Source organism: Leisingera sp. NJS201 (genome assembly GCF_004535885.1).
Classification (GTDB): Bacteria; Pseudomonadota; Alphaproteobacteria; order Rhodobacterales; family Rhodobacteraceae; genus Leisingera.
Map to the genome: position 1 here is coordinate 448393 of NZ_CP038234.1, position 23830 is coordinate 472222.

Here is a 23830-nt window from a genome sequence, read left to right on the forward strand (position 1 = left end):
GAGGGAGGCAAGGGATTATGTCCCACATCGTCGTTATTGGAGCAGGGCAGGCGGGATCGTCGCTGGTGGCAAAACTGCGCAAGGACGGGTTTGACGGGGAGATTACCCTGATCGGCGCTGAAGCGGCGCTGCCCTATCAGCGCCCGCCCTTGTCCAAGGCCTATTTGCTGGGCGAGATGGAGCTGGAACGCCTGTTCCTGCGGCCAGAAAGTTTCTATGCGGACAACAACATCACCCTGAAGCTGGGCCAGCGGGTGACTGGCATTGATCCCGCAGCCAGAACTGTGAGCCTGGGCGATGAGCTGATCCCTTACGACCAGCTGGCGCTGACCACCGGTTCCGACCCGCGCCGCTTGCCGGCGGCAATCGGCGGCGATCTGGACGGCGTCTATGTGGTGCGCGGATTGACCGACGTGGATGCAATGGCGCCGCATGTGACCGAGGGCAAGCGCGCGCTGATCGTCGGCGGCGGCTACATCGGGCTGGAGGCAGCCGCGGTCTGCGCCAAGCGCGGCGTGCAAGTGACGTTGGTCGAGATGGCCGACCGCATCCTGCAGCGGGTGGCGGCGCCGGAAACCTCGGACTTCTTCCGCAGCCTGCATTCCTCCCACGGAGTGGACATCCGAGAAGGCGTCGGGCTGGAGCGGCTGGAAGGCGAGAACGGCAAGGTGACCCGCGCAGTGCTGAGCGGCGGTGAAGCCGTTGAGGTGGATTTTGTCGTCGTTGGCGTCGGTATCACCCCGACGTCGCAACTGGCTGAAATGGCCGGGCTGGAGCTGGACAACGGTATTAAGGCAGACGCCAAGGGCCGCACTTCGGACGCCGCGATCTGGTCGGCGGGCGATTGTGCCTCCTTCCCGTTTCAGGGCAAGCGCATCCGCCTGGAAAGCGTGCCGAACGCCATTGATCAGGCCGAAGTGGTGGCGCAGAACATGCTGGGTGCGGACAAAGAGTATATTGCCACACCCTGGTTCTGGTCCGATCAGTATGACGTCAAATTGCAGATCGCGGGCCTGAACACCGGCTATGACAATGTAGTCACCCGCCAGGGCGAGGGCCGGCAGGTGTCGTTCTGGTATTACAAGGGCGATCAGCTGGTGGCAGTGGACGCGATGAATGACCCGCGCGCCTATATGGTGGGCAAACGCCTGATCGATATGGGTAAGACAGCGGATAAAGCGGTGGTTGCCGACCCGGCTGCCGATCTGAAGCCGCTGCTGAAAGCGTGAGGATCATCGCAGGAGACTTCCGCGGCCGTGCCTTGGCCGCGGTGGGCAAGGGCGATGCGGGCGCCCATCTGCGCCCGACCACCGACCGGGTGCGCGAAAGCCTGTTCAACGTGCTGATGCACACCGGGGCCATTCCCGGCGCCCGGGTGCTGGACCTGTTTGCAGGCACCGGCGCGCTGGGGCTGGAGGCGCTGTCACGCGGCGCGGCTGAGGCGGTTTTTGTGGACGACGGGCGCGTGTCAGGCGGTTTGATCCGCAAAAACATCACCATTTGCCGCGCCGAAAACCGCTGCACCCTGGCCCGCCGCGACGCGCTGAAGCTGGGGCAGAACCCGGCGGCACCCTTTGATCTGATCTTCCTTGATCCGCCTTATGGCAAGGGGCTGGGGGAAAAGGCCCTGGCCGCAGCTGTGGCCGGCGGCTGGGTGGCGCAAGACGCTCTGGTGGTCTGGGAAGAAAACGCACCGGTCGCCGCACCGGAAGGATTCGAGCTGCAGGACAGCCGGAAATACGGCGATACCCACATTTCGCTGATGTGGAAAGCCGCCTGAGGCAGCCTTCCTGAGGCAATTTGCTGCAAGTCCTGCACGGATAGTGGAAAACAGGGCATTTTCCGTGCAGTTTACAGCCGCTGGTCCGGCGCGTTTCCCAGTGCAGGGCCGCAGTCTTTTGGCGCATCACTGCTGCGGAACCCCGGCAGGTTTTGCCAAGGCTGTTGCCGTTTCCACAGCGAATACGATCCCGGCGAAACCTCGCAATTATCCCACCCTTGCCCCGATCTTGCCCGATTTCACCCGCATCACTGGGGGCAACACGGATACACGAGGATGGGTGAATATGGACCGACTGACCGAGATGGAGGCCTTTGCCAATGTGGTGGACCAGGGCGGCTTCACCGATGCGGCACGCAAGATGGGGATCTCGAAATCCGCAGTCTCCAAGCATGTTTCAAGCCTGGAAACCCGGCTTGGCGCGCGGCTTTTGAACCGTACCACCCGCCGGGTGTCCCCGACCGAGATTGGCCTCGCCTATTATGACCGTGCCCGCCGGGTGCTGAATGACGCAGGCGAAGCGGATGCGCTGGTCACCTCGATGCAATCTGCCCCTTCGGGTCTGCTCAGGATTTCGGTCGCCACTGATTTCGGCGTCAATCACCTGTCGCCGGTGCTGTCGGACTTCCTGCAGGATTTCCCGGACATCACCGTCAACATGGTGCTGAATAACCGCTATGTAGAGCTGATCTCCGAAGGCTTCGACATGGCGGTCCGCATCGGCGAGCTGGAAGACAGCTCCCTGCGGGCCCGCAAGCTGACCGAAACCACCAAGCGGATGATCGCCTCTCCCGCCTATCTGGAGAAATACGGCCGCCCGCAAAAGATTGATGAATTGAACAGCCACAAGCTGCTGCATTACTCCAGCCAGTCCAGCGGCAACGTCTGGAAGATCACAGCGCCGTCGGGTGAAAAACGCCAGGTGCGCACCTCAGGCTGGTTGTCGGTGAATGACGGGCAGTCACTGCTGAATGCGGCGATCTCCGGCCTCGGCATCGCCTACCTGCCCAGCTTTCTCTACTCGGAGGCGCTGGAAGAAGGGCTGGTCGAAGACGTGATGCCCAGCCTGCCGGTGGAAACCCAAGGCATCTATGCGGTCTACCCGCCCGGAAAATTCACCCAGCCAAAAGTCCGGGCCTTCATTGACTTTCTGGTGCAGGCCTTTGCCGACCGCGACCCGTCGGAATGGAAAACCTGAACCGGTACTACGGAAAACCGGACCAAGATATCCCTCGAAGACCTGCCCCCGCACCGAATGCGGGGGCCTTTTTTGGGTCGACATTCTGCCGTCCGCGAAAAACACAGCCGGAAGGCTCCCGCCCGTCCCGGATCAATCACAGATTGACCCGCGCCCGTTGGGCCTGGCTCGGCGCACAGCGCCGAGCCAGGTCCAACGCCGCCAAGGGGTCTTGGCAAAGCCAAGGCACCTGCGGTGGCGGGAGTTTTCCGGTGCGCATCTTTTGCAGCGCCTCATTCGCCGAGCAGCACCGCTTCCACCCGCCGGTTGGCTTCTCGGCCTTTCGGGATCAGATTGCTGGCAATCGGGGCCAGGAAACCGGCGCCGGCGACCTCGATCCGTGCCGCATCCGCGCCCAGCTCTTTGATCAAACGGTCTTTCACCGATTGCGCGCGGCGTTTGGAAATACCGATGTTCTGCTGCTGCGAACCCACCGTGTCGGTATGCCCCACCAGCAGCAGGCGGTATTGCGGATTGGCGGCCAGATAGTCTGCAAGCGCGCGCAGGCTGGCATAGGAGCCGTCCTGCAGCCGGGTGGAGCCGCTTTGAAACACCAGATCCGTCAGAACAGCGTGGCCGCGCACCTCCAGCAGCTTGGCCAGTTCTACCGGCCGCACCGTTCCGGACGTCCCGGCGTCAGGTTTCACCACTGCCGGCGCGGCTGTTGCCGTTGCAGCCGATCCAGGCGGATGCACTGTGATCATTTGCAAAAAAGCCGCGCCGCCTGCGCGCGACACCAGAAGCGAGACCGCCTCATCCCCCTTGGCCGCAGACAGGAAGTGATAGCTGGAGATATCCACCATCATGTCCGGCGACGGCACCACCTCGATCCCGAAGCGGAAGCCGAAACCGCCGCAATCGCGCGCGGCACAATCCAGCAGCACCTCATAGCCATCAGCCTGCAGCTGGTCCCGCAAGGGCGCCAGAATCTGCAGCACGGTGCTGTTTCCCTCGACCCGCCAGGTGCGGCGCAGAATCCGCCCTTCGAACCGGCGCGAGGGGACTTTGTCCGCCTCTTCCGGCCCGGTCGGCAGCTGGTAGACACCAAGTGCCGTGATCCGTTCCGAAACAGCAGACGCGCCGGCCGGCAGGGTGATCCCAGCCGCCGCCGGCAAAGCCGGAAGCAGCATCACCGCGGCTGCCCAAATCAAACGTCTTAGCGGCACTGGCTGTGGTATTCCGGGTTGGGAACCATGGCAGTGGCGCTGGCCACCCGGTTGGACATGTTGAAAAAACCGGCAACGTTGGCAATGTCCCAGATGTCCCGGTCGCTGAAGCCTGCATCCCGCAGGTCTTGCCGGTCCGTCTCCCCGATTTCCGCGCTGGCAGTGGTCATCCTGGCTGCAAAATCCAGCATTGCGCGCTGACGCGCCTCCAGAGGCGCCACCCGGTAGTTCATCACCAGCATTTCACCCAGAGCCGGATCGCCCGACAGCTGCCGCACTGCTGCGCCATGCGCCACCAGGCAGTAGAAACAGCGGTTGATCGCCGAGACCACCACCGCGATCATCTCCCGCTCCAGCTTGCTAAGGCCGCTGTCCGCCAGCATCAGGTCATTGTACATGGCGGTAAACGCATTCAGCTTTTCGATATCAAAGGCATTGGCCTTGAGCACGTTGGGCACAAAGCCCAGCTTTTCGACGCAGATATCGAAATACTTCTGCGTCTCAGGCGGCAGCGGATCCGCCATCGGCAGATCCAGGGCTGTGGGCGGGGTCTGATCCGTCATTGTTCAATGACCTTCCTGTAAAATCCGGTAGTGGTACTGTCCGGCGCATTTCATGCCGAGGGAAGCATAAAGCCCGTTGGCGCCCTCGTTACGTTTCGTGCACAGCACCGCCAGCTCGGTCGCGCCGTTTTCCAGCGCCCAGAATGCCGCCTGGCGCATCATCCAGGCGCCCATGCCGCAGCGGCGCTGGTGCGGCAGGATTTCCAGTGCGTGGACCATTGCCACCCCATTGTGAATGGCGACAAACCCGGCGCCTGCCGGTTTGTCCTTGTGACGGGCCAGCAGCCCGGTCTTTGGCCCCTGTACCCGCTGCATCACCGCCAGGCGTTCAGGCCCGATGCCGCCCTGCGCCCAGATCTCGCGCTGGATCGCCAGCGGTTCCCAGACGCAAAAGGCGGTGACCCGCGGCACCGGGATGTCCGTCAAATGCGCGGCCGGGCAGGTCCACAGGCTGACCGGATCCTTGACCGCATAGCCGCGTGCAGCCAGCTGCGCGTCCAGGTCCGTCTCGCCATCGCGGATCATGAACAGGCAGTTCTGGCCCATCGCGCGCATTGCGTCCTCAGCGGCGGCAATTTCCGCATCCGAGGCAGTGCCGTGTACGGTCGCCGCCGACACCCGGCTGCCGCCGCCCTGACCGTCGCGCAGGGTCACGGGGCCCAGGCTGCGGGTGGCGGCAGGCGGCCATGTCGCGTCGGTCACGGCGTAGTAACGGTGATCGGTGGTCACTGATCCAGCTCCTTTGCCAGTTCTGTCATTGCCGCATCAATGCGCGCGCCATCGGTGCCGCGGATCACGATATTGGCGCCAAAGGCGCCGTCTTTTTGGAACGGATAACAGCCGACTGACAGATCCTCGTAAGCCTCGGCCAGTACGCGCAGCGGTCCGGCAATCTCCCCTTCGCCGCGCAGCACCCGCAGGGTCTGCGACAGCATCGGCTGGCCGCCGGTCAGGGTCGGCATCACGCTGGCCACCATCGCCTGAAAGATCAGCGGCACACCGGCCATCACATGCACATTTCCAAGGGTGAACCCCGGCGCGGCCGAGACCGGATTGTCGATCAGCGCGGCGCCCTCCGGAATGCGTGCCATCCGCAGGCGGGCCTCGTTCAATTCCAAGCCTTGGGTGTCGTAATGCGCCTGCAGGATCGCGCGGGCGTCATCGCGGACACCCAGATGCGCGTCAAAGGCTTTGGCGATGCAATCGGCTGTGATGTCGTCATGTGTCGGCCCGATGCCGCCGCTGGTGAATACATGGCCGTAAGCACCGGCCAGCGCCTGTACTGCGGCTATGACCGCGGTCTCAGTATCGCTGACAATGCGCACTTCCATCAGATCAATGCCGTGTTTGGCCAGCTCGCCCGCCAGATAATGCATATTGGCATCGCGGGTGCGGCCCGACAGGATTTCATCCCCGATGACCAGCATGGCAGCCGTTGGATTGGCCATGATCTTCCTCCCTTGATACCTCGTCTTTGCAGATATAGGCCTAAGCCCATGCGCTTTGAAACCCCTCTGATCCCCGCCGTGCTGATCCGCCGCTACAAACGTTTCCTTGCCGATTGCCGGCTGGAGGACGGGCGCGAGGTTACCGCCCATTGCGCCAATCCCGGCAGCATGATGGGGCTGGCAGAGCCGGGCATGAAGGTCTGGCTGGAGCCGAACGACGACCCGAAGAAAAAGCTGAAATACGGCTGGCGCCTGGTTGAGCACGCGGACGGCCATTTCACCGGCGTTGATACTTCGGTTCCGAACCGCGCCCTGCGGGCTGCGCTGGAGGCTGGAGAGATCGCGGAACTTAGCGCTTATAATACCGTGCGCCCCGAGGTGAAATACGGCGCGAACAGCCGCGTCGACTTTCTGTTGCAGCAAGGCGGTCTGCCGGATTGCTATGTCGAAGTGAAAAGCGTGACGCTGTCGAGGGAACCGGGCCTGGCGGAATTCCCGGACAGCGTCACCGCCCGTGGCACAAAACACCTTGGCGAATTGGCCAAAATGACGGCCCAGGGCCACCGCGCGGTGATGCTGTATCTGGTGCAGCGCACCGACTGCGACCGGTTTCAACTGGCTGCAGATATCGACCCGGCCTATGCCGCCGCCTTTGCCAGCGCCTATTCTGCCGGGGTGGAGCGGCTGGTACTGGGCACCAGGATCACGCCGCAAGGGGTCGAGGCCGGCGCACCGATCGCCGCTGCACCTTAGCAACGCCGGCCTGCTGGTCAGGCGGCCTTGCTGGCCTCGTCTTCCTGGCTGGCAGCTTCGGCGTGAACCAGTGTCCGGGTCGGGAAGGGAATATCGACCCCGGCTGCATCCAGAGCTTCTTTGACCTTGCGCTTCATGTCGGCCTGATACTGAAAGTACTCGGCTGCATCGACCCAGACACGCACCAGAAAATCCACCGAACTGCTGTTCAGCGCATTGACCTGGATGAAGGGTTCCGGATCGCTGTGCGAGCGGCTGTCGGCCATGATCGTGTCGCGGATCACCTGTTCTGCCGTGGCCAGGTTGGCGCCATAGCCGACACCAAAAGTCCATTCTGCCCGGCGGGTGTCGAAAGACGAGTAATTGGTGATCGTATTGCCCCAAACCTCGGAGTTGGGAATGATCACCTTCAGATTGCTGAGGCTGGCGATGACAGTATTGTTCAGGGTCATTTCATGCACCGTGCCCATTTCGCCGTTCACATCGATGAAATCACCCAGCTTGAACGGGCGGAACAGGATGATCATCACGCCTGCTGCTACATTCGATAGCGCACCCTGCATGGCCAGGCCGATCGCCAGGCCGGCGGCACCGATGGCCGCCACAATCGAGGTGGTCTTGACGCCAAAGGTATTCAGAACAAACAGCACCGCAAAGGCGAGAATAACATAGCGCGCAAGATTGCCGAGGAAATGAAACAGGGTCACGTCGAGTTTGGCGTGGGTATCGCCCAGTGCCACGATCCGCCGCTTGACCCAGCGCGCAGCGATGAAGCCTGCCAGAAGAATGACAGTTGCGGCCAGCACGTTGCCCAAGGCCTGCGCCAGAAATTCCAGCGTCACCAGATCGGCCAGTGATTTTCCTCCGTAAATCTCAGTCTTCATCAGGTCATCAATGTTATCCATGCTGCTGCATTCCTCCTGGCTTGTGCTGTTTCCGCTCTCCCGGTCCAACGCAGCAAGGTTGAAAAAGTTCCACCAAGCCGCCGCTGCCCCCTCTGGCCCTTTTGGCCAAGACCCCTTAGATAGCTACGGAACAAAACCCGATGGAGCTCCGCCTGATGAGATCGAAAGACGGCCGCACAACCAAGGACGGCATCCGCATTCATGAAGCCGGCGATTTTGCCGGCATGCACAAGGCGGGTGCCTTGGCGGCGCGTATTCTGGACGAGATTGCCGCGCATGTGTTTCCGGGCCAGACCACTGGCGAGATCGACCGCCTGATCACCCAAAAGGTTGAGGATGCCGGCGCCAAGTCCGCAACCATCGGTTACAAAGGCTATCAGCATGCCAGCTGCATCTCGGTGAACCATGTGGTTTGCCACGGCATTCCCGGCGACAAAAAGCTGAAGGATGGCGACATCCTGAATATTGACGTGACTGTGATTGTCGACGGCTGGTTCGGCGACACGTCGCGGATGTTTGTGGCGGGCAAGCTGCCGCGCAAGTCCGAGCGTCTGATCCAGGTCACCCATGATTCGCTGATGAAAGGGATCGAGGCGGTGAAGCCCGGCAATACATTTGGCGACATCGGCCATGCGATCCAGGTGTACGCCGAAAGCCAGCGGATGAGCGTGGTGCGCGATTTCTGCGGCCACGGATTGGGCACGGTCTTTCACGCGCCGCCCAACGTGCTGCACTATGGCCGCCCCGGTACCGGCCCGGTGCTGGAAGAGGGCATGTTCTTCACTATTGAGCCGATGATCAACATCGGCCGCCCGGAGACCAAGATCCTGGCGGATGAATGGACCGCCGTCACCCGCGACAAGTCGCTGTCGGCGCAGTTTGAGCATTCGATCGGGGTCACCGCGGACGGGGCCGATATTTTCACCCTGTCGCCGGCCGGGAGATTCCACCCGACCTACGGGTAAGCTGTCAGGGCGGCGGCGGGGGCCGGCCCCCGCACCCCCGGGGTATTTTCAACCAGAAAGAAGCAGCAGCGGGCTGCGGCTTTAGCTGTCCCGGTCCTCTGCTTCCTGCTGCTGCCACAAGGCCAGCAGCATGGTGCTGCCTGCCCATGGGGTTACCGCGTCCTGAATGAACAGCGGTGCCCGCAACGGTTCCGGCTTGGGTCTTGCCCTGGTTTCAGTCTCTGCAAGGGAGGGCAGAAACGGGGTGCGCAATGTCTGCTCCATGCGGGCGACAATACCACAACGGCCTCAGATCGACAAAAGGGCCGGCACCTCTGCCATATCGTTGAACACTTCAGCCCCCAGCGCGGCAAGCCTGCTGCCGCTGCCTTGCGGAGCATACCCGAGGCAGCGCATGCCCGCGCGCACCGCAGCGGTGACGCCGCTGCCGCTGTCCTCGATCACCAGGCAATCGCGCGCCTGCACACCGAAGTGGCTGGCTGCGGCCAGGAACAACCCCGGTTCCGGCTTGGCCACACCCAAGGATTGGGCTGAGAACATCGCCTGCGGGTGGAACCGCTCCCACAGCCCGTTCTGGCCCAAAGTGATGCGCATCTTTTCCTCGCTGCCATTGGAGGCCACGCAGACCGGGATGCCATGTGCATCAAGCTGTGCCAGCAAATCGGGAATACCCGCTGTGAGCGGTATGCCCTCTTTCAGCCGGGCATAGGTCTCGGCATGGATTTCCGCGACCCAGTTTTCCGGCAGGTCCGCGCCCAGGCTGCGGGCCTTGGCCATCACATCCGCCATGGTGCCGCCGGTAAAATAAGCCATTGCCTGCTCTAAGGTCAGATCCAGCCCGTGGCGCGCAAGGTTGTCTGCCATCGCCTGGTTCGAGGCCGGCTCACTGTCTACCAGCACGCCGTCGCAGTCGAAGATCACCAGTTTCGGGGTCGGATAGGTCTTGGGCAAGGTGGTCTGCCTCTATTCGGGAATGGCTGCAGGTCACAAGCTTACCCGTCATGCCCGGCTGCGGCAAAGCCGGAAACAAAAAATGCAGGAAGAAGACCCCCTGCATTCCTGTTTATACCCCGAAGTTCAAGCGGCTTCGAACTTGCAACGCTTCTTCTTTGCCAGACCGACCAGCACTTCGTGACGTTTGTTTGCCGCCTCCAACGCCTCGTTTGCGTTGGCATAGTTCCCAATCACGGCGGGCCAGAACAGCAGTGCCGCCGCAACGTTCTTTCCAGATGCCGTTTTGCCTTTCTTGGCTTCGGCACGGATTTCATCAAGCTGGCCCATCTGGGTCTTGATCCCTTCGCAGGTCAGCGAAGCGTCATCGACATTATTTGTGGTGACAACGTCCGGTGAAACGCAGCCCGACAGGAGCAACGAACCTGCTGCGAGCAGGCCAAGAAACGATGCAGTTTTCATATTGGATCCTTTTAAACCGCAGGAAAAGGCCGCGATTTGGGTTAATTCACCTGCTAACTACAATCTGTGATTTGATCCTGCAAACAAAAATCACGCATTCGGAGAAAGCCCCATCAGATGGTACGGGCTGCGCTCTGGCGCCGCACGCTGCTGCTGGTGGCGGGCGGCGCTGGCCATGTGCCGCACGCCACGCCGGATGTTTCGGAACTGATCACCATCATCGTCGCGTAACGTTTCGGTCTGGACCGAAGCATCCAGGAGGCGGTGCGGGCTAGACAGGAGGTTCCGAAGAAACAGAGGACTTTCACATGCTGACCTGCATAATCCGTTACCGTATCGACCCTGCCAAGAGGGCGCAGTTCGAACACTACGCCCGCAACTGGGGGCAGGCGATCCCGCGCTGCGGCGCGGATTTGGTCGGGTATTTTGCGCCGCATGAAGGGTCGTCGACACTGGCTTATGGCATCTACAATGTGGAGAACTTAGCTGAGTATGAAGCTTATCGTGCCCGGCTGGCGGCGGACCCCTTAGGGCGCGAGAACTATGAGTTTGCGCAGAAAGAGCGGTTTTTGCTGTGCGAGGACCGGACCTGGCTGAAACTGGTCTCGGCACCGCATGGGGCTGGTTGAGGGGTAGATATGATAGCCGTGATGTTCGAAGCGGAGATTGCTCCGGGACAAAAAGAGTCTTATCTGCAGGCCGCGGCCGCGCTGCGAGAGCTGCTGGAGCAGGTGGACGGCTTTATCTCGGTTGAGCGGTTCCAAAGCCTGAGCGCGCCGGAGAAGCTGTTGTCACTTTCTTTCTGGCGGGATGAGGCAGCGGTGCAGCGCTGGCGCGAGGGCGCAGAGCACCGGGCAGCGCAAGGCAGCGGCCGGAAGGGTGTCTTTGCGGATTACCGGCTGCGGGTGGCTGGAGTGATCCGGGACTATGGTATGGCCGACCGGCTGCAAGCGCCGGCGGACAGCCGGTCAATGCATGGTTGACCGGGACTGAATTACAACAGATGCCCGTTCCGGGGGAACCCGGCCGGGAGGCAGCCTGTGGCGGCTGCGGAATAAGGCAGCGCACCGGGTGGCGGCTCCCGCCCGGCTTAGGAGCATGAAACATGCTCTGCGCCCGTTGGGCGTGGCAGCGCGCCTTTGCGCGCTGCCATCTGCCGCGCCGCAGGCGCGGCCGGGCCCAACTGCAGGCCGGGTCCGTCAGGGCCTGGAGCGGCAGGCGGGAGCGCCTTGCCTGCTTTTAGAGTTCCGCCGCCAGCCGCGTGCCCTGGTTGATGGCGCGCTTGGCGTCCAGTTCCGCGGCGACGTCGGCGCCGCCGATCACATGCGCAGTGATGCCATGCTCAGCCAGATCATCTGCAAGCGACCGGTCGGAGATCTGTCCGGAGCATAGGACGAGGGTGTCCGCCGGAACCAGAGTGGGATTTTCGCGTGCGTCGCCAAAGGAGACATGCAGACCGTCCTCATCGATGCGCTCGTAGTTCACGCCGCCCAGGAATTCCACGTCCTTCATCTTGAGTGTGGCGCGGTGAATCCAGCCGGTGGTCTTGCCCAGCCGCTTGCCATGGCGTTCCGCCTTGCGCTGCAGGAGTGTTACACGGCGGGCAGGGGCGGCAGGCTGCGGGCCTTCAGGGGCGAGGCCCGCGCGGTGCTCTGCCGGGTCGGTGACGCCCCATTCCTTCATCCAGGCGGGCAGATCGGTGGCGGGGCTGTGGCCCTCTTCCAGCAGGAATTCCGAAACATCAAAGCCGATGCCGCCGGCGCCGATCACCGCAACCCGCTGTCCGGCCGGTTTCTTGTGGCACAGCACGTCGATGTAGCTGAGGACATTGTCCCCGTCCTGGCCGGGAATGGCCGGATCGCGCGGGATCACACCGGTGGCGACAACGACCTCGTCAAAACCGGTCAGGTCCCCGGCGGAAACGTCGCGGCCCAGTTCCAGCTTGACGCCGGCCTCGGCCACCATGGTGCGGTACCAGTCGACCAGGCCCCAGAATTCCTCTTTGCCCGGAACCTGTTTGGCCATGTTGAGCTGGCCGCCGATTTCATCTGCCCGGTCGAACAGGGTGACCTGGTGGCCGCGCTGGGCGGCGGTGACGGCAGTGGCAAGGCCGGCAGGGCCTGCGCCCACGATGGCCACGGTTTTCACCGCGGCGGCGGGTTCGATCGCCAGCTCGGTCTCGTGGCAGGCGCGCGGGTTGACCAGACAGGACGTCAGTTTGCCGCTGAAGGTGTGGTCGAGACAGGCCTGGTTGCAGGCGATGCAGGGGGCGATGCGATCCGAATGGCCCGCCGCGGCCTTGGCCACGAAATCCGCATCTGCCAGCATCGGCCGCGCCATCGACACCATGTCTGCGCAGCCCGTTGCCAGCACGTCTTCGGCCACTTCCGGGGTGTTGATCCGGTTCGAGGTGATCACCGGAATGCCAACTTTGCCCATCAGTTTCCTGGTAACCCAGGCAAAGGCGGCACGGGGAACCGAGGTGGCAATGGTCGGTATGCGCGCCTCGTGCCAGCCGATGCCGGTGTTAAGGATGGTGGCGCCGGCCTTTTCAACCTCTTGCGCCAGCTGCACAACTTCCTCGTGGGTGGAGCCCTCAGGCACCAGGTCGATCATCGACAGCCGGTAGATGATGATGAATTCCGGGCCCGCAGCCTCGCGGGTGCGGCGTACCACTTCGATGGGCAGCCGCATCCGGTTTTCATAGGACCCGCCCCAGCGATCGGTCCGTTTGTTGGTACGGGTGACCAGGAACTGATTGAGGAAATAGCCCTCGGACCCCATGATCTCGACCCCGTCATAACCTGCCTCCTGCGCCAGGCGGGCGGCGTTAACGATGTCGGCGATCTGCTTCTCAATCCCGTCCTCGTCCAGCTCATGCGGCGGAAAGGGGGAGATCGGCGATTTCACGGGGCTGGGGCCAACGCATTTCGGCCCATAGGCATAGCGGCCAGCGTGCAGGATCTGCATGGCGATCTTGCCGCCTGCCTGATGCACGCGATCCGTCACCACACGGTGGTTCTCGACGTCTTTGGCACAGGTCATCATTGAGGCACCGGGCAGCACCGAGCCTTCGAGGTTCGGGCCGATTCCACCGGTGACCATCAGTGCGACCCCGCCGCGGGCACGGGCGGCGTAAAACTCAGCGACCCGGTTCCAGTCGCCGGTTTCCTCCAGCCCGGTGTGCATCGAACCCATCAGCACCCGGTTCTTCAGCGTGGTAAAGCCCAGATCCAGCGGGGCAAGCATTTTGGGGTACGCAGTCATCTGAAACTCTCCCTGGCAGTTGCGCCTAGGATCGTGGGCGCGGGCCGCCTTGTCACGTGCAAACGCCGCGTCACCCCCTTGCGTGCCCCGGCGGCAAGCGGTCTAAGGTTGAGCAATGTATGGTTAGGAGAGCCTGATGACGCCGGAAGAGATTGCCAAGCTGCCCTACCGCCCCAATGTCGGGGTGATGCTGATCAATGCCGAGGGCGCGGTGTTTGTCGGCCAGCGCAAGGACCGCTATAAGGACGCCTGGCAGATGCCGCAGGGCGGGATTGATGCGGGCGAGGACCCGCGCGCGGCGGCCTTGCGTGAACTGGAAGAGGAAACCGGCGTGGTGCCGGAACTGGTGGAGATCATCGCCGAGAGCGATGGCTGGCTGCCCTATGACCTGCCGCATGACGTGGTGCCCAAATTCTGGGGCGGCAAGTACCGCGGGCAGGAGCAGAAATGGTATCTGATGCGGTTTCTGGGGGCGGATGATCAGGTTGATATTGAGACGGATCACCCGGAATTCTCGGCCTGGTGCTGGCAGCCGGTGGCGCAGCTGGTGGAGAAGATCGTGCCGTTTAAGCGCGAGGTTTATGCGCGGGTTGTGGATGAGTTCAGGGAGTATTTGTGAGATGGGATTGCGACGGCCTCTCCTAAGCTTTTCAGCCTGGCCGAAAGGCCGGTTAACGCCTGACCTTCCCGCGGGACGGCGCTTTGCACCTCGCCAAGGTCAGGCGCTGCCCTAAGCGTTCTTATCGCAACCATGGTTGTGACAATATTCGCCAACTCAGCTGCCGCCCTCAGCTGCCTTCCTTGGGGACCTGCGGACGCCTATCTGCAGGCCGCAAAATCGGACAGCGTCTACAATGTCATCGCGGGGGAGCTGAGGTTCGACGAGAATCTGCTGCCGCAATCCCATGCTGACAACCCGAATGACACGCCGCCGCTGACCCGCATCCCGGCGCAGCTGTCAGGCAAGATGCTGGACGGCAAGTATTTCTCCAAACGGGTCAACGTGCAGGCAGTGCTTGAGGTGGAATGCCTCGGCCCCTGGTGCGGCGGCATGGCCTCGGGCGCGGGCCAGGTGTTCTTTGCCGAACAGCGCGGGGGCGAACTGGTGATCCGGGCGGGTGCCTGCGGCGGTTTTGTGTTTGCCGATACGTCTGAGGTGCGGCGGCAGGTTCTGGATTGCCACCGCGGCAAGGCGTGCGAGCCCGCAATGCCGCGGTGACCGGGGTTACTCCGCCGGGGCTGGGTGCCGTTTGGCGCGCAAGCGCAGCCGCGACTGGCCAAGCCACAGGCTGAACAGGGCCAGCAGGGCGCCCAGCATCTGGTTGGGCGTCAGGGTCTCAGCCAGCAGCAGCCAGCCCAGGATCACGGCCGACAGCGGGCTGAGCACACCGAGCAAAGACACCTGCGACGGCTCGATCCGGGCCAGGCCGCGGAACCACAGGATATAAGTCAGCGCGCCGCCGATCAGGCTCATATAGGCGAGGCCGGCGATGTTGGCGGCGGTGAAAACGGGGATCTCCGGCACCATCCACAGTGTTACCGGCACCAGCAGCAGCCCGCCTGCAGTCAGCTGCCATGCAGTGAAGGTGAGCGGCGGCACAGGCGGCTGCCATTTGCGGCTTAGAACCACACCGCCAGCCATTGACAGCGCCCCGCCTAGGCCGGCCAGCACGCCCCATGTGTCGAGTCCGGCCGCAGGGGTCAGCACCAAAAGAGCAACGCCGGCGATGCTCAGCAGGGCGGCGGCAACGGCGGCGGCGCGGATCTGCGATTTCAGCAGCAAGGCCGACAGAAACACCACGATCAGCGGCTGCACTGCGCCCAGCGTCGCGGCGACGCCGCCGGGCAGGCGGTAGGCGGATACAAACAGCAGCACCCAGAACAGCGAGAAATTCAGCGCCCCCAGCACCGCCAGGCGCGGCAGCCAGTTGAGCGGCGGCAGCCGGCGCACCAGCAGCAGCAGCAAAAGCCCCGCAGGCAACGCCCGCAGCAAGGCCACCACCAGCGGCGAGTGGCCGGGCAGCAAAGAGGTCGTCACGATATAGCTGCTGCCCCAGATGGCAGGGGCAAGCGCGGTCAGCAGAAGGGTCAGGATGGGCATGGGGTTCTCCTTATCTTGATGTCGAGATAATGAATTTTATCTTGACGTCAAGATGCAATCTTCTAAACCGGGGATATGGACCATGTGGATTTTATTACCCAGCAATGGGAACGGGAGCGGCCGGACCTTGATGTCACGGCCATGGGCGTGATTGGCCGGGTGGCGCGGCTGTACCTGGCGTATCAGCGCGGAATGCACACGACCTTTGCAGAGTTCGGGCTGAATGCGGCCAAATTCGATGTGCTGGCCACGCTGCGCCGTTCGGGAGATCCTTATACATTGTCGCCGGGCGAATTGCTGAAGGCAACAATGGTGGCCTCGGGCACGATGACCAACCGGATCGACCGGCTGGAAGCGGACGGGCTGGTCAAGCGCGACGTGAATCCGGAGGACAGCCGCAGCTTTCTGGTGGGTCTGACTAAGGAGGGCCTTGCCTTGGTTGACCGGGCGGTAACCGCGCATGTGCAGACGCAGGCGCGGCTGCTGGAGGGGCTGGGGACACAGGAGGTTGAGACCTTCAAGACGCTTTTGAGCAAAGCCCAGGCGGCGGCTGACAGCTGACGCCAAGAGTTCAAAAAGTCCAAATGCGCTGAAGTAAGAGGGCTGCGCGGGCTGGCGCCCTTGCGTCCTGCGGACGGCGGGGCGGGGGTGGCGCAGAGCGGCAAAGCCGCGCTGCGCCACCCCCAACGGGAGAAACTGCACCGTCAGGTGCTGGTTCGACGGGCGGGAGAACGCCGCTGAATTCAGGCCAGTCCGGCTTCTTCAAGCAGGTGCAGAACATTGGTTTCCGGGCGCGGGCCGATGTGGCGGATCACTTCGCCTGCACAGATGCAGCCCATCCGGGCGCAGACTTCCAGGCTGCGGCCAGTGGCCATGCCGAACAGGAAGCCGGCGGCAAACTGGTCGCCCGCGCCGGTGGCATCGACCGGCACAATGGCTTCGACCGGGACGTCGATGCGCACGCCGTCATTCAGCACGGTCACCCCGTCGCTGGACCGGGTGCAGACCACCAGCGGGCAGATTGCGGCGGTCGATGCCATCGCGGCCTCCAGGTCATCGGTCTCAAACAGCGCGCAAATTTCGTCCTGGTTGCCGATCACAAAATCCAGTTCGTTGCCGATCAGGCTCAGGAAGCTGTCCCGGTGCCGTTCAACGCAGAACGGGTCGGAAATCGACAGGCCGACCCGGCCGCCGCCCTCGCGGCACTTGCGGGCCGCTTCCATGAAGGCGGTCTTGCCCTTGTCCTTGTCGAACAGATAGCCTTCCAGGAACATGATCCTGGCCTTCCCGGCGGCGTCTTCGGGAACATCCTCCGAACTCAGCTCGGAAGAAATCCCCAGATAAGTGTTCATTGAGCGTTCACCGTCGGGCGACACAAAGATCATTGACCGTGACGTCGGCTGCTCGCCATCGGTAACCGGCGGGTTCACAAAGGCGACGCCTTCGTTGTTCATCGCGTCGGCATAGAATTGTCCCAGCGCATCGCCGCGGACCCGGCCGATAAAGGCGGCCTGCAGCCCCAGCGCGCCGGCGCCGGCAATGGTATTGGCGACCGAGCCGCCCGGGGTCAGCACCCGGTTGCCCATCGCAGCATAAAGATCCTCGCAGCGGTCGCGCTCGATCAGCTGCATGATGCCTTTTTCGATGCCCTGTTCGGCCAGGAAGCTGTCTTCGCATTGTGCAATCACATCGACGACGGCGTTGCCGATACCGACGAGCTGATAGGTTTTGGTCATGGTCCCTCCTCGGGAAAATCCGGAGCGGTTCCGGTTCGGAAAATATGCCGCGCCAAAGGTTTATAGGTTCTTGTCTTCATACATGCACAGATCGCGGATCAGGCAGCTGCCGCACATCGGTTTGCGTGCCTTGCAGTGATAGCGGCCATGCAGGATCAGCCAATGGTGGGCGTGCTGCTGGAAATCCGCCGGGATGTTATCCTCCACCGCGCGTTCGACGGCGTCCACATCCTTGCCCGGGGCAATGCCGGACCGGTTGCCAACGCGGAAGATATGGGTATCCACTGCTTGTGCGGGCTGTTTCCACCACATGTTCAGCACCACATTGGCAGTCTTGCGGCCCACCCCCGGCAGCGATTGCAGTGCGGCGCGGGAATTGGGCACCTCGCCGCCGTAGTCATCAACCAGGATCTGGCTGAGCTTCATCACGTTCTTGGCCTTCTGACGGAACAGGCCGATGGTCTTGATGTGGTCGGTCAGCCCTTCAAGGCCCAGATCCAGCATTTTTTGCGGGGTATCGGCGATCTTGAACAGCGCGCGGGTTGCCTTGTTCACGCCGGCATCGGTCGCCTGCGCCGACAGCGCCACTGCCACCACCAGCGTGTAGACATTGACATGTTCCAGCTCGCCCTTGGGTTCGGGCTCAGCTGCCTGGAAGCGCGTGAAAATCTCGCGCAGCGTATGATAGTCGAGTTGCTTTGCCATGGCAGCGCTTATGTACAGGTCAGACCTTAAAGAGCAATTGAAATTGCGGTGCCGGGGCAGTTTGCGGCGGCATGTAAGAGAGCAGTCGGGCAGCTTTTAATGCTGCGTTTGCGGCAGCGGATTTTACAGAATTTTTCCGGTCCGGCCCGGCACTTCTGTGATTGCCGCTCCGGTCCCGCTTTTCCAAGCGAGTGCGCGGGGCAGGGGATTTCGCAAGTTCCGGGTCGAACGGCCGGAGCGGGCGTAGTAAGTTGGTCCGTAAGTCAGAACAGGTTGGGCCGATGAATATCGAAACACGGGAAAACACCTATCATTACGGCGTCATGCGCCGGGCGATTGAGCTGATCGACGACGGCGGCGAGGATCTGACGCTGGAGCAGCTGGCCGCCCGCATGGATATGAGTCCGGCGCATTTTCAGCGGCTGTTTTCCTCCTGGGTCGGTGTTTCGCCCAAACGCTACCAGCAGTATCTGCGGCTGGGCCATGCCAAGGCGCTGCTGCGCGAGCGGTTCACCACGCTGGAGGCCTCGCACGCTGTGGGGTTGTCGGGGTCCGGCCGGCTGCATGATCTGTTCCTGCGCTGGGAGGCGATGAGCCCCGGCGAATATGCCCGCAAGGGGGATGGCCTGCGGATCTTTTGGGGCTGGTTCGACAGCCCCTTTGGCCTGGCGCTGGTGATGGGCACGGAAAAGGGCATCTGCGGGCTGGGGTTCGCTGCCGAAACCGGGGCGGAACCAGCCATGGCAGACATGCGCGCGCGGTGGCAGCAGGCGGAATTCGTCGAGGATCCCGCAGCCCTGCGCCCGCTGGCAGAGGCTGCATTTGCCCAAAAAGGCGAGACCGCGCTGCACATGATCGGCGCGCCGCTGCAGATCAAGGTCTGGGAAGCGCTGCTGCGCATCCCATCAGGTCACGTCACCACATATTCCGAGCTGGCGCAGGCAATCGGATCCCCAAAGGCAGTGCGCGCGGTTGGAACTGCCGTCGGGCGGAACCCGGTCAGCTGGCTTATCCCCTGCCATCGGGCCCTGCGCAAATCCGGGGCGCTGGGCGGCTATCACTGGGGCCTGCCGGTCAAGCGCGCGATGCTTGCTTATGAGGCGGCGCGGGACGAGGAGGCTGCGGCAGATGATATGCGCGCTGCCGGCTGAACAGGCGCCGCAGCAGGCCCGGATGTGACGGTTTGGCCGGTAACCGGGCTTCGTGGCGCTGGCGGGCGGCTTCGCGTTCCGCTTCATAAGGTTTCGGCAGATGGTGCTGCGTGTCCCAGCGGTCCTTGCCCAGGGTGATCATGGAAATCCATTCATAAGTCAGCATTGTGTGTCTCCTTCTTGGAGGTGCAGACAACCAGACCACTGCTGACAGCCTGTTGTCAGTGGATTGTGCTAGGGTGTCAGCAGACTGTCACAGGAGCCTGCCCATGCCGCGCACTGGCCGCTTGTTCGAAATCATCCAGATCCTGCGATCCGCCGCAGCCCCGCTGCGGGCCGAGGATCTGGCAGCGAAGCTGGAGGTTTCCAAACGCACCATCTACCGCGATATCTCTGCCTTGCAGGCGATGCGCACCCCGGTCGAGGGGGAGGCCGGGATCGGTTATATTCTGCGCAAAGGCTATGATCTGCCGCCGCTGAATTTTGACGAGGAAGAGCTGGAAGCGCTGCACGTGGGTCTGGCGATGCTGATGCGCACGGGGGACGGCGCCTTGCAAAAGGCCGCGGAACGGGTCAGCCACAAGATCAAGGACGTGCATGCCACCGCCGACTGGTTGCAGGTGGCTCCTTGGGGGGCACCGCTGGATGATCCCGAACTGGGCTGTGTGTCCAAGGCGCTGCTGCGCCAGGCGGTGCGGGACAGCTGCAAGCTGCACCTTACCTATCTAAGCCCGGAGCGGGGTGAAAGCCGCCGGACCTTGCGCCCCCTGGCGCTGATCTACCACATTGAATGCACCATGCTGGCTGCCTGGTGCGAGCTGCGCGGCGGGTTCCGGCATTTCCGCACTGACCGGATGCTGGCAGCGGAGTTGCTGGAGGATAGTTTTGCACCAGAGGCCGGCGCCTTGCGCAAGCTGTGGATGGAGCAGGAAAGCTGGGACTTTGCCTTTGCGCCATAACAAGGGCTTAGGCGGATTTTGCGCGGTATTTCGCCCATGATTGCGGATCCTGACTTGAGATGGCGGCGCCGCACCCCGATATTCGTTCGGAATACCGGGCGTTGCCCGGGACTGAGAAAACAGAAGGCAATTTGATGATGCAGATGAAACTCACCACGGCAGGTATTGTTGCCGCAGCACTGGGCCTGGGCGCCTGCACCGATCCGGCAACCGTTGGCACGCCGGGCAGCAACACCCAGCAGGGCGCGATCCTGGGCGGCATTATCGGCGCCGGCGTCGGCGCTATTGCCAATGATTCTGACCGCGGCCTGGGGCGGTGACCGGTGCACTGGTCGGGGCCACTGCGGGCGGCGTGATCGGCAACCAGCTGGACGCGCAGGAACGCGAGCTGCGCCAGACCCTGGCCAATGACGATATCACCATCGTCAACACCGGCGACCGGCTGATTCTGTCCTTCCCGAACGATCTGACATTTGCCACCGACAGCGCCGCAGTGGCGCCGGCTGTGCAGGGCGACCTGCGCCGGGTGGCCGACAGCCTGGTGCGCTATCCCAACAGCACCATCCAGGTGATTGGCCATACCGACAGCGATGGCGATGCCGGCTATAATCAGGGCCTGTCCGAGCGCCGCGCCAATGCGGTGGCCAGCCAGATCCAGGCTGGCGGGGTGCCCTATCACAGGATGCGCATCATCGGCCGCGGCGAAGAGCAGCCGGTGGCCTCGAACCTGACGCCCGACGGCAAGGCCCGCAACCGCCGCGTCGAGGTGGTGGTGATCCCGCAGGCGGCCTGATCCGCCGGCCCCCGGCATGTTTCGCAGCCCGCCCCTTCCCCGGGGCGGGCTTTTTCCGTCTCAGGGGCACCGGCTTACGTAACGCTGCACATGGCCTGCGCGGTGAAAGCTGTTTCTTCGCGGGGCCTGCCTCCTGCATGATGGCCGCAACAGAGACGCGAACAAAGAGGTACTCCTATGGCTGACCCTGTCTTGCTGACCCTTTCCGGCTCCCTGCGCCGCGAGGCCACCAACCGCAAACTGCTGGCCGAAGCTGCGCGGGTATTCGGGCCTGCGACCGTGGTCGAGGCGGATCTGCACCTGCCGCTGTATGACGGCGACGCCGAAGCGGCGGACGGCATCCCGCCTGCTGTGCAGCTTTTGGCGGATCAGATCGCGGCAGCAGATGCGGTGGCGATCTCTACCCCGGAATACAACAAAGGCCCGTCCGGCGTGCTGAAAAATGCGCTCGATTGGGTAAGCCGCACCGAGGGCAACCCCTGGGCGGACAAGCCGGTGGCGGTGATGTCGGCGGCGGCAGGCCGGGCCGGGGGCGAGCTGGCGCAGGCGCTGCTGCGCGGTTTTCTGGTGCCGTTCCAGCCGCGGATCCTGACTGGGCCGGGGGTGCATCTGGCGGGATCCAGCAAGGAGTTTGATGAGACCGGCAGGCTGACCAGCGATCACTATGAGGCGACGCTGAGCAAGCTGATGCTGAAGCTGCGCGGTGAACTGGACCGCTGAGCTTGCCTTGCCGCAGCGCGGGGTTAAGGTGACGGCATGAAACGTGATATGGCCTTCACTTCCGTGCAGCATTCTATGGACATGATAGACCCGGCCCGGGCGGCTGCCTTTCAGGCGGCGCTGGGGCGGCGTATGGACATTTCGGCGGGCAGTGTGCTGCCACCGTTTTTTCATCAACTCTACTTCTGGAAGCCGCTGCCGCCCGCGGATCTGGGCCGCGATGGCCACCCTAAGGTGGGCGGCGCCGGGCTGATCCCGGACATGGGCCTGCCGCGGCGGATGTGGGCCGGCGGGCGGCTGCGCTTCGCGGCGCCCTTGCGGGCCGGGATTGCGGCAGAAAAAACGTCCGTGCTGGAAAGAGCTGAGAAAAAAACGGGCCGCACCGGGCCGTTGGGGCTGGTCACGTTGCGTCATGAGATCCGCCAGCAGGGGGCGCTGTGCCTGACGGAATGGCATGATCTGGTCTACCGCGAAGACCCGGATCCGGCGGCCGCCAAACCGGTGCCGCCGACAGCCCGCACTGATGAGACAGAGGTGCGGCAGATCTCGTTCAACTCGACCCTGCTGTTCCGGTATTCTGCGCTGACTTTCAATGGGCACAGGATCCACTATGACCTGGAATATGCCCGCGAAACAGAGGGCTACGCGGGGCTGGTTGTTCACGGCCCGCTGCTGGCGCAGCATCTGATGCTGCTGGCGGAAGAACTGATGGGACCGCTGGCGGAGTTTTCCTTCCGGGCGTCTTCACCGCTGATGCATTTCGAGACCGCCAGCCTGTGCTGCAATGGCCAGGACCTGTGGGTGCGCGGCCCGGACGGGCGGCAATGCATGAGCGCAGTCGCAGTGCCCAGAGGCTGAAACGGGAGGCTCCCGCGCCCCAAGCTGCCCTTGCCGGGCAGATTAGCGGCTTGGGCGTGGCGCTGCTGCGCAGCGCAGGGAATATTGCTGAGAAGCGCTTGACGGGCAATGCTGCCCCTCAAGGCGCGAATTCAATTGTGAACTGCCCGTTGACGCCTCAAGGGTGAACCGCGCGTGCCGCGCGACGGCTGCGCCGCCCTTGACCCGCCAAAGGGCAGGAGGCGCGCGCAGGTCAAAGATTGTTTTCGACGCGGAAACCTTCGGGGATGCTGTCCGCATCCTCCAGCAGCAGGTCAGCCATCACTTGGGCCGCTTTGGGGCCATGCCAAAGCCGATCTTGAAGCCGCCGTTGGCGATGAAATGACGGTCGCGGCCTGGCCAGGCACCCAGCATCGGGGCGCGGGACTTGGCGCGAGGGCGCACGCCGGCCCAGCGTTCGATCACCTCGGCGCCGTGCAGCACCGGCACCGCGGTGCGGGCGCGTTCGACGATATCGTCGAGCTGGGCGTCGGTCGTCTTGCCGTCCTCAAATTCACGCTCGCTGGTGGAGCCGATGGCCAGGGTGCCGTCGGCGTGCGGAATGATGTGCAGGCTGTCGGCGTAAAGCTGCGGCACCGCACCCTCGTGAAAGCGCAGGAGCGCGGCCTGGCCCTTGACGCCGCCGCCCACAGTTTTGCCGAACGCCTCGTTCAGCTCCAACAGGCCGGCGTAGCCTTTGGCATGGACCACCTTGCCCTGATCGGCGGCCTCCGGCTGCACCTCGACCCCCATCACAGCCAGGGCAGAGACCAGTGCCGCACAAGCGCGGCGGGGGTGCATCCGGGCGCTGAGAGTGTCGTGAATGACATAGCCCGTTGCGCTGGGCGGCACCCAGGGGCCGAGGCTGTCCGCCTTGCAGACGCGCCATTCGGCGGCGTCCTTCCACAGCTCGCGGGCGGTGATTTCGCGTTGGCGGGCAAGTTCCAGCGTGCGCGCGTCATTGATCGGCTGCAGCCGCCCGGTGCGGCCATAGCCTGCGGAGACGCCGCCGGCCGCCTCGACCCCGGCCCAGAAACCTTCGGCCATCAGCAGGCTTTCCAGCTGAAACTGCTTCTTGGCGTTCCAGTTCTCCGGCACATGCGGTGCCAGCGCACCGACAAGACCACCGCTGGAACCGGCGCCTGCTCCGAACGGGTCCGCGACCTGCACATGCGCGCCGCGCCGGGCGCAGATCCAGGCGATGGACAGGCCGAATATGCCAGCCCCGCGCACCGTTACATCTGCCATTGCCATTTGAGGATCCTTTCGCCAGTGTCGCGCCGTTCCGGATA

General features: G+C 63.3%; 27 protein-coding genes and 2 pseudogenes. 16 read left to right on the forward strand and 13 right to left on the reverse strand.

Annotation, left to right across the window (positions count from 1 at the left end; translation table 11 throughout):
* The first annotated feature begins 17 nt into the window (after window positions 1–17).
* The 3 genes from ETW23_RS02210 (at window position 18) to ETW23_RS02220 (ending at window position 2978) form a co-directional block, all read left to right on the forward strand.
* Entirely contained in the window at window positions 18–1229 is a 1212-nt protein-coding gene (locus ETW23_RS02210; RefSeq protein WP_134828981.1) for an NAD(P)/FAD-dependent oxidoreductase, read from the forward strand.
* Window positions 1226–1780, forward strand: coding sequence for a 16S rRNA (guanine(966)-N(2))-methyltransferase RsmD (rsmD, locus tag ETW23_RS02215; protein WP_129372101.1), 555 nt, complete (start codon window positions 1226–1228; stop codon window positions 1778–1780). Before ETW23_RS02210 ends, rsmD begins: the two co-directional genes overlap by 4 nt.
* A gap of 286 nt (window positions 1781–2066) precedes the next feature.
* Window positions 2067–2978 carry a LysR family transcriptional regulator gene (locus tag ETW23_RS02220; RefSeq protein ID WP_129372100.1) on the forward strand — a complete coding sequence of 304 codons (912 nt, stop codon included), beginning with the start codon at window positions 2067–2069 and terminating at the stop codon, window positions 2976–2978.
* Between the two features lie 272 nt (window positions 2979–3250).
* Here ETW23_RS02220 and ETW23_RS02225 read toward each other — a convergent pair whose 3' ends face one another.
* Genes ETW23_RS02225 through ETW23_RS02240 form a run of 4 tightly spaced genes read right to left on the reverse strand, consistent with a single transcriptional unit; the run spans window position 3251 to window position 6194 of the window.
* Window positions 3251–4147, reverse strand: a complete 897-nt coding sequence (locus tag ETW23_RS02225; RefSeq protein WP_134828982.1) for an OmpA family protein — start codon at window positions 4145–4147, stop codon at window positions 3251–3253.
* Window positions 4148–4173: 26 nt separating this feature from the next.
* Complete coding sequence (locus ETW23_RS02230) at window positions 4174–4746, reverse strand: peroxidase-related enzyme (protein ID WP_134828983.1); 573 nt, start codon at window positions 4744–4746, stop codon at window positions 4174–4176.
* A 3-nt stretch (window positions 4747–4749) separates the two neighbouring features.
* Window positions 4750–5475 (reverse strand): GNAT family N-acetyltransferase, encoded by a 726-nt coding sequence (locus tag ETW23_RS02235; protein ID WP_134828984.1) that lies wholly within the window; start codon window positions 5473–5475, stop codon window positions 4750–4752.
* A complete protein-coding gene (locus ETW23_RS02240; protein WP_134828985.1) occupies window positions 5472–6194 on the reverse strand; it encodes a molybdopterin-binding protein in 723 nt (240 codons plus the stop codon). The genes ETW23_RS02235 and ETW23_RS02240 overlap by 4 nt, the downstream gene beginning before the upstream one ends.
* Window positions 6195–6242: 48 nt before the next feature.
* Between ETW23_RS02240 and sfsA the strand changes: the two genes are divergently transcribed.
* Window positions 6243–6947, forward strand: coding sequence for a DNA/RNA nuclease SfsA (gene sfsA / locus ETW23_RS02245; protein WP_134828986.1), 705 nt, complete (start codon window positions 6243–6245; stop codon window positions 6945–6947).
* A 17-nt stretch (window positions 6948–6964) separates the two neighbouring features.
* On the opposite strand, the gene ETW23_RS02250 is transcribed toward sfsA, so the two are convergent.
* On the reverse strand, window positions 6965–7852 hold the full coding sequence (locus ETW23_RS02250; protein WP_129372094.1) for a mechanosensitive ion channel family protein: 888 nt from the start codon (window positions 7850–7852) through the stop codon (window positions 6965–6967).
* A gap of 155 nt (window positions 7853–8007) precedes the next feature.
* On the opposite strand from ETW23_RS02250, the gene map reads away from it, so the two are divergent.
* Window positions 8008–8817 carry a type I methionyl aminopeptidase gene (map, locus tag ETW23_RS02255; protein ID WP_129372093.1) on the forward strand — a complete coding sequence of 270 codons (810 nt, stop codon included), beginning with the start codon at window positions 8008–8010 and terminating at the stop codon, window positions 8815–8817.
* 81 nt (window positions 8818–8898) lie between these two features.
* Here map and ETW23_RS02260 read toward each other — a convergent pair whose 3' ends face one another.
* From ETW23_RS02260 to ETW23_RS02270, 3 genes are all read right to left on the reverse strand, one after another.
* Window positions 8899–9069, reverse strand: coding sequence for a hypothetical protein (locus tag ETW23_RS02260; protein ID WP_254695116.1), 171 nt, complete (start codon window positions 9067–9069; stop codon window positions 8899–8901).
* Between the two features lie 36 nt (window positions 9070–9105).
* Window positions 9106–9768 (reverse strand): HAD family phosphatase, encoded by a 663-nt coding sequence (locus ETW23_RS02265; protein ID WP_134828988.1) that lies wholly within the window; start codon window positions 9766–9768, stop codon window positions 9106–9108.
* A 126-nt stretch (window positions 9769–9894) separates the two neighbouring features.
* A complete protein-coding gene (locus ETW23_RS02270; RefSeq protein WP_129372090.1) occupies window positions 9895–10230 on the reverse strand; it encodes a hypothetical protein in 336 nt (111 codons plus the stop codon).
* Between the two features lie 117 nt (window positions 10231–10347).
* Here ETW23_RS02270 and ETW23_RS25475 point away from each other — a divergent pair, with 117 nt between their 5' ends.
* The 3 genes from ETW23_RS25475 (at window position 10348) to ETW23_RS02285 (ending at window position 11213) form a co-directional block, all read left to right on the forward strand.
* Entirely contained in the window at window positions 10348–10461 is a 114-nt protein-coding gene (locus ETW23_RS25475; protein WP_217621250.1) for a DUF4399 domain-containing protein, read from the forward strand.
* 77 nt (window positions 10462–10538) lie between these two features.
* Window positions 10539–10859 (forward strand): NIPSNAP family protein, encoded by a 321-nt coding sequence (locus ETW23_RS02280; RefSeq protein ID WP_134828989.1) that lies wholly within the window; start codon window positions 10539–10541, stop codon window positions 10857–10859.
* 9 nt (window positions 10860–10868) lie between these two features.
* A complete protein-coding gene (locus ETW23_RS02285) occupies window positions 10869–11213 on the forward strand; it encodes an antibiotic biosynthesis monooxygenase (RefSeq protein WP_134828990.1) in 345 nt (114 codons plus the stop codon).
* Window positions 11214–11469: 256 nt separating this feature from the next.
* Here the strand turns inward: ETW23_RS02285 and ETW23_RS02290 are convergent, their stop codons facing one another.
* Window positions 11470–13497, reverse strand: a complete 2028-nt coding sequence (locus ETW23_RS02290; RefSeq protein ID WP_134828991.1) for an NADPH-dependent 2,4-dienoyl-CoA reductase — start codon at window positions 13495–13497, stop codon at window positions 11470–11472.
* Window positions 13498–13633: 136 nt separating this feature from the next.
* Here ETW23_RS02290 and ETW23_RS02295 point away from each other — a divergent pair, with 136 nt between their 5' ends.
* The gene (locus ETW23_RS02295) at window positions 13634–14116 is read left to right on the forward strand and encodes an RNA pyrophosphohydrolase (protein ID WP_134828992.1); all 483 of its coding nucleotides are present in this window, start codon (window positions 13634–13636) and stop codon (window positions 14114–14116) included.
* Between the two features lie 138 nt (window positions 14117–14254).
* The gene (locus ETW23_RS02300) at window positions 14255–14716 is read left to right on the forward strand and encodes a hypothetical protein (protein WP_254695117.1); all 462 of its coding nucleotides are present in this window, start codon (window positions 14255–14257) and stop codon (window positions 14714–14716) included.
* 6 nt (window positions 14717–14722) lie between these two features.
* On the opposite strand, the gene ETW23_RS02305 is transcribed toward ETW23_RS02300, so the two are convergent.
* Window positions 14723–15598: an EamA family transporter gene (locus ETW23_RS02305; protein WP_134828993.1), complete on the reverse strand. Its 876-nt coding sequence runs from the start codon at window positions 15596–15598 to the stop codon at window positions 14723–14725.
* Between the two features lie 75 nt (window positions 15599–15673).
* Here ETW23_RS02305 and ETW23_RS02310 point away from each other — a divergent pair, with 75 nt between their 5' ends.
* Window positions 15674–16159: a MarR family winged helix-turn-helix transcriptional regulator gene (locus ETW23_RS02310; protein WP_129372085.1), complete on the forward strand. Its 486-nt coding sequence runs from the start codon at window positions 15674–15676 to the stop codon at window positions 16157–16159.
* A 182-nt stretch (window positions 16160–16341) separates the two neighbouring features.
* On the opposite strand, the gene ETW23_RS02315 is transcribed toward ETW23_RS02310, so the two are convergent.
* Together ETW23_RS02315 and nth are read right to left on the reverse strand one after the other, a co-directional pair.
* The gene (locus tag ETW23_RS02315) at window positions 16342–17334 is read right to left on the reverse strand and encodes an adenosine kinase (RefSeq protein WP_134828994.1); all 993 of its coding nucleotides are present in this window, start codon (window positions 17332–17334) and stop codon (window positions 16342–16344) included.
* A 60-nt stretch (window positions 17335–17394) separates the two neighbouring features.
* Window positions 17395–18039 carry an endonuclease III gene (nth, locus tag ETW23_RS02320; RefSeq protein ID WP_134828995.1) on the reverse strand — a complete coding sequence of 215 codons (645 nt, stop codon included), beginning with the start codon at window positions 18037–18039 and terminating at the stop codon, window positions 17395–17397.
* 281 nt (window positions 18040–18320) lie between these two features.
* On the opposite strand from nth, the gene ETW23_RS02325 reads away from it, so the two are divergent.
* The 5 genes and pseudogenes from ETW23_RS02325 (at window position 18321) to ETW23_RS02345 (ending at window position 22520) form a co-directional block, all read left to right on the forward strand.
* The gene (locus ETW23_RS02325) at window positions 18321–19190 is read left to right on the forward strand and encodes a bifunctional helix-turn-helix domain-containing protein/methylated-DNA--[protein]-cysteine S-methyltransferase (protein WP_129372082.1); all 870 of its coding nucleotides are present in this window, start codon (window positions 18321–18323) and stop codon (window positions 19188–19190) included.
* 269 nt (window positions 19191–19459) lie between these two features.
* Window positions 19460–20149, forward strand: a complete 690-nt coding sequence (locus ETW23_RS02330; RefSeq protein ID WP_129372081.1) for a YafY family protein — start codon at window positions 19460–19462, stop codon at window positions 20147–20149.
* Window positions 20150–20283: 134 nt separating this feature from the next.
* Window positions 20284–20942: pseudogene (locus ETW23_RS02335) on the forward strand (OmpA family protein).
* Between the two features lie 177 nt (window positions 20943–21119).
* The gene (locus tag ETW23_RS02340) at window positions 21120–21662 is read left to right on the forward strand and encodes an NADPH-dependent FMN reductase (RefSeq protein ID WP_134828996.1); all 543 of its coding nucleotides are present in this window, start codon (window positions 21120–21122) and stop codon (window positions 21660–21662) included.
* Window positions 21663–21698: 36 nt separating this feature from the next.
* Window positions 21699–22520: an acyl dehydratase gene (locus ETW23_RS02345; RefSeq protein ID WP_247676751.1), complete on the forward strand. Its 822-nt coding sequence runs from the start codon at window positions 21699–21701 to the stop codon at window positions 22518–22520.
* Window positions 22521–22752: 232 nt separating this feature from the next.
* Here ETW23_RS02345 and ETW23_RS02350 read toward each other — a convergent pair.
* Window positions 22753–23792, reverse strand: a pseudogene (locus ETW23_RS02350) (NAD(P)/FAD-dependent oxidoreductase).
* Between the last annotated feature and the right edge of the window lie 38 nt (window positions 23793–23830).

Excerpts from the sequence above, each read along its gene's own strand:
- ETW23_RS02210 (WP_134828981.1), top strand. The coding sequence starts at position 18 with ATGTCCCACATCGTCGTTATTGGAGCAGGGCAGGCGGGATCGTCGCTG.
- ETW23_RS02220 (WP_129372100.1), top strand. The coding sequence starts at position 2,067 with ATGGACCGACTGACCGAGATGGAGGCCTTTGCCAATGTGGTGGACCAG.
- ETW23_RS02225 (WP_134828982.1), bottom strand. The coding sequence starts at position 4,147 with ATGCTGCTTCCGGCTTTGCCGGCGGCGGCTGGGATCACCCTGCCGGCC.
- ETW23_RS02230 (WP_134828983.1), bottom strand. The coding sequence starts at position 4,746 with ATGACGGATCAGACCCCGCCCACAGCCCTGGATCTGCCGATGGCGGAT.
- ETW23_RS02240 (WP_134828985.1), bottom strand. The coding sequence starts at position 6,194 with ATGGCCAATCCAACGGCTGCCATGCTGGTCATCGGGGATGAAATCCTG.
- sfsA (WP_134828986.1), top strand. The coding sequence starts at position 6,243 with ATGCGCTTTGAAACCCCTCTGATCCCCGCCGTGCTGATCCGCCGCTAC.
- ETW23_RS02250 (WP_129372094.1), bottom strand. The coding sequence starts at position 7,852 with ATGGATAACATTGATGACCTGATGAAGACTGAGATTTACGGAGGAAAA.
- map (WP_129372093.1), top strand. The coding sequence starts at position 8,008 with ATGAGATCGAAAGACGGCCGCACAACCAAGGACGGCATCCGCATTCAT.
- ETW23_RS02270 (WP_129372090.1), bottom strand. The coding sequence starts at position 10,230 with ATGAAAACTGCATCGTTTCTTGGCCTGCTCGCAGCAGGTTCGTTGCTC.
- ETW23_RS25475 (WP_217621250.1), top strand. The coding sequence starts at position 10,348 with ATGGTACGGGCTGCGCTCTGGCGCCGCACGCTGCTGCTGGTGGCGGGC.
- ETW23_RS02280 (WP_134828989.1), top strand. The coding sequence starts at position 10,539 with ATGCTGACCTGCATAATCCGTTACCGTATCGACCCTGCCAAGAGGGCG.
- ETW23_RS02285 (WP_134828990.1), top strand. The coding sequence starts at position 10,869 with ATGATAGCCGTGATGTTCGAAGCGGAGATTGCTCCGGGACAAAAAGAG.
- ETW23_RS02290 (WP_134828991.1), bottom strand. The coding sequence starts at position 13,497 with ATGACTGCGTACCCCAAAATGCTTGCCCCGCTGGATCTGGGCTTTACC.
- ETW23_RS02295 (WP_134828992.1), top strand. The coding sequence starts at position 13,634 with ATGACGCCGGAAGAGATTGCCAAGCTGCCCTACCGCCCCAATGTCGGG.
- ETW23_RS02305 (WP_134828993.1), bottom strand. The coding sequence starts at position 15,598 with ATGCCCATCCTGACCCTTCTGCTGACCGCGCTTGCCCCTGCCATCTGG.
- ETW23_RS02310 (WP_129372085.1), top strand. The coding sequence starts at position 15,674 with ATGGACCATGTGGATTTTATTACCCAGCAATGGGAACGGGAGCGGCCG.
- ETW23_RS02315 (WP_134828994.1), bottom strand. The coding sequence starts at position 17,334 with ATGACCAAAACCTATCAGCTCGTCGGTATCGGCAACGCCGTCGTCGAT.
- nth (WP_134828995.1), bottom strand. The coding sequence starts at position 18,039 with ATGGCAAAGCAACTCGACTATCATACGCTGCGCGAGATTTTCACGCGC.
- ETW23_RS02325 (WP_129372082.1), top strand. The coding sequence starts at position 18,321 with ATGAATATCGAAACACGGGAAAACACCTATCATTACGGCGTCATGCGC.
- ETW23_RS02330 (WP_129372081.1), top strand. The coding sequence starts at position 19,460 with ATGCCGCGCACTGGCCGCTTGTTCGAAATCATCCAGATCCTGCGATCC.
- ETW23_RS02340 (WP_134828996.1), top strand. The coding sequence starts at position 21,120 with ATGGCTGACCCTGTCTTGCTGACCCTTTCCGGCTCCCTGCGCCGCGAG.
- ETW23_RS02345 (WP_247676751.1), top strand. The coding sequence starts at position 21,699 with ATGAAACGTGATATGGCCTTCACTTCCGTGCAGCATTCTATGGACATG.